This window comes from Amaricoccus macauensis (genome assembly GCF_049800915.1).
In the GTDB taxonomy this organism is placed as follows: Bacteria; Pseudomonadota; Alphaproteobacteria; order Rhodobacterales; family Rhodobacteraceae; genus Amaricoccus; species Amaricoccus macauensis_A.
Genome location: NZ_JBNAFY010000002.1, coordinates 748,260 through 751,321, shown reverse-complemented (window position 1 = coordinate 751,321; position 3,062 = coordinate 748,260). Strand labels below are relative to the sequence as shown.

Genomic DNA, 3,062 nt, shown 5'->3' with positions numbered 1-3,062 from the left:
TACGTCCCTGGACCTGATGGCGGTCCCCAATTCCGGGAAGCTGCGTGCTGGGCGCATCTGCGCCGAGATTTCCACGACGTCTGGACCACGACAAAGTCCGAGATCGCCCGCGAGGCGCTCGATCGGATCGGCAAGCTCTACGACATCGAGCGCGAAATCTCCGGGCAATCTGCCTAAGCTCGCCGCAAGGCCCGCCAAGAGCACAGCAAGCCAAAGGTCGAGGCTTTCAAGGCCTGGGCCGAACAGCAGCTGACGCGCCTCCCCGGCAAGGGCGATCTCGCGAAGGCATTCCGCTATGGGCTGAGCCGCTGGCCCGCATTCTGCCTGTTCCTGGACGACGGGCGCGTGGCGGTCGACAACAATTGCGCCGAGCGTGGCCTGAGGCCAATTGGGATCGGAAGAAAAAACTGGCTCTTCGCCGGAGCCGACACCGGCGCCGAGACCCTCGCCCGTACCATGACACTCATCGAGACCGCCAAGATGAACGGCCTCGATCCCCAAGCCTACTTGGCCGACATCCTCGACCGGATCCATGATCACAAGATCAACCGTCTTGACGAACTACTGACCTGGAATTGGACGCCCGTTGCTCCTCGGGTGGAGGCTGCCTGATGGCGGCGATCGCCCATTTCAGAACTGTCTGTCATGTCGCAGAAATGCTCGGCGAGGACCCCGAACTCTCCGAAGCTATCGTCGAGAACGACGACAACCTCACACCGGGCAGGACGCGTGCACCACAGCCCTGACCGACAACGGGCTCAAAAAACTGAAGGATATGCTCACCAGGGCCAGAGCTTCAGAGACGGAATGGCGCAACTTCCTCCGGGACTTCGTCGGCAATCCGTACATCATCGAGCGTGTCAAGAGCACACAGCCGATGTGAGATCCGGGCGGTTACGATCGGATCGTGCTGACGACCTCACAAGAACGGGGTAGGCCGATCATCGACCTTCAAGGCGACCTTGCAGGAATCCTGTCGGTCGCCGCAGGAGTTGGCAAGTCTGCCCTATCGGGCGAGTTGTCTGAAATAATCCCAGACGAGGGCGAGGCGTTGGTTGCGGGAGGGCGATCTGAACGCCAGTCACCGGATACAGCCAATGGCTGCGAGGCTTTGGTTGCGGGGACAGGATTTGAACCTGTGACCTTCAGGTTATGAGCCTGACGAGCTACCGGGCTGCTCCACCCCGCGCCATTTGAAAGTCTGGTTGACTTTCTGCGCTTTGGCACGGTTGTTTTTGGTCGTGCCGTGCCGGTTATCGGGTTGTCCCTTTTGGGAGGGACGTTTGTGAAGAGAAGCTTTGGGATGCGTTTATCAGGTTTGGCGGTAACCTACTCTCCCACGTCTTGAGACGCAGTACCATCGGCGCCGAGGCGCTTAACGGCCGAGTTCGGGATGGGATCGGGTGTTTCGCTCGCAGCTGTTGCCACCAAACCTGGAAAACGCATCCTCCTGCCCACCCGCTTTGACTGGGTCGGCAGGACACACGAGACTTGTCTTTCTCATTCTCTGACTGTTCTGGGTCAAAGGCTTCCCGTTTCCGGTCGGCCAGGACTGGTCCTGGCTTCCACTGGATCGGATCAAGCCAATCGGGCGATTAGTATCGGTCAACTGAGCACGTTACCGCGCTTACATCTCCGACCTATCGACGTGGTGGTCTACCACGGCCCTCAAGGGAGACCTGGTTTCGAGGGGGGCTTCCCGCTTAGATGCCTTCAGCGGTTATCCTGTCCGCACATAGCTACCCTGCACTGCCGTTGGCACGACAACAGGTCCACCAGTGGTGCGTTCACCCCGGTCCTCTCGTACTAGGGGCAACTCCTCTCAAGTCTCCTACACCCACGGCAGATAGGGACCGAACTGTCTCACGACGTTCTAAACCCAGCTCACGTACCACTTTAAACGGCGAACAGCCGTACCCTTGGGACCTTCTCCAGCCCCAGGATGTGATGAGCCGACATCGAGGTGCCAAACACTGCCGTCGATATGGACTCTTGGGCAGTATCAGCCTGTTATCCCCGGCGTACCTTTTATCCGTTGAGCGATGGCCCTTCCACGCGGGACCACCGGATCACTATGGCCGACTTTCGTCTCTGCTCGACTTGTCAGTCTCGCAGTCAGGCGGGCTTATGCCATTGCACTCGACGACCGATTTCCGACCGGTCTGAGCCCACCATCGCGCGCCTCCGTTACTGTTTGGGAGGCGACCGCCCCAGTCAAACTACCCGCCACACAGGGTCCCGGATCCGGATGACGGACCGCGGTTAGACATCAGATGAGCGAAGGGTGGTATCTCAAGGGAAGCTCCACGGGAACTGGCGTCCCCGCTTCAAAGCCTGCCACCTATCCTGCACATCTCTGACCTGATGCCAGTGTGAAGCTGTAGTAAAGGTGCACGGGGTCTTTCCGTCTGACCGCGGGAACCCCGCATCTTCACGGGGAATTCAATTTCGCTGAGTCTGCATTGGAGACAGCGGGGAAGTCGTTACGCCATTCGTGCAGGTCGGAACTTACCCGACAAGGAATTTCGCTACCTTAGGACCGTTATAGTTACGGCCGCCGTTTACTGGGGCTTCAATTCAAGGCTTGCACCTCTCCTTTTAACCTTCCAGCACCGGGCAGGCGTCAGACCCTATACGTCGCCTTGCGGCTTCGCAGAGCCCTGTGTTTTTAGTAAACAGTCGCCACCCCCTGGTCTGTGCCCCCCGCCAACGCTTGCGCGCCAACGGGGCCTCCTTCTCCCGAAGTTACGGAGGCATTTTGCCGAGTTCCTTCAATGCAGTTCTCTCAAGCGCCTTGGTATGCTCTACCAGTCCACCTGTGTCGGTTTCGGGTACGATCTAATGGAGGGCTATTTCCTGGAACCGCTTCGAAGCCTGATCAATCCGATAAGATCAGACAACAGCCGCGATCCGTCACATCCTCCTGGCTCCGGAATATTAACCGGATTCCCATCGACTACGCCTTTCGGCCTCGCCTTAGGGGTCGGCTCACCCTGCTCAGATTAGCTTTAAGCAGGAACCCTTGGACTTTCGGCGGGAGTGTCTCTCACACTCCTTGTCGC

1 protein-coding gene, 1 tRNA gene, 2 rRNA genes and 1 pseudogene (1 of these 5 only partly in view) are annotated in these 3,062 nt (G+C 58.8%); 2 read left to right on the top strand and 3 right to left on the bottom strand.

The genetic code is table 11. The features are described 5' to 3' along the window. Positions 1-612 (top strand): annotated as a pseudogene (tnpC, locus tag ACP15W_RS07755) (IS66 family transposase); the annotation flags it as partial. Next, positions 612-746, top strand: a complete 135-nt coding sequence (locus tag ACP15W_RS07750; protein ID WP_424932273.1) for a hypothetical protein — start codon at positions 612-614, stop codon at positions 744-746. The pseudogene tnpC and the gene ACP15W_RS07750, both read left to right, overlap by 1 nt. A gap of 366 nt (positions 747-1,112) precedes the next feature. Here the strand turns inward: ACP15W_RS07750 and ACP15W_RS07745 are convergent. The 3 genes from ACP15W_RS07745 to ACP15W_RS07735 all read right to left on the bottom strand — a co-directional run. Further along, positions 1,113-1,189: transfer RNA gene (locus ACP15W_RS07745), tRNA-Met, on the bottom strand. A 127-nt stretch (positions 1,190-1,316) separates the two neighbouring features. Next, a 5S ribosomal RNA gene (gene rrf, locus ACP15W_RS07740) occupies positions 1,317-1,432 on the bottom strand. Between the two features lie 142 nt (positions 1,433-1,574). Next, positions 1,575-3,062, bottom strand: a 23S ribosomal RNA gene (locus ACP15W_RS07735); it runs 1,385 nt beyond the window's last position.

What these genes read in the sequence shown, in the direction of transcription:
- ACP15W_RS07750 (WP_424932273.1), top strand. Translation starts at nt 612, where the DNA reads ATGGCGGCGATCGCCCATTTCAGAACTGTCTGTCATGTCGCAGAAATG.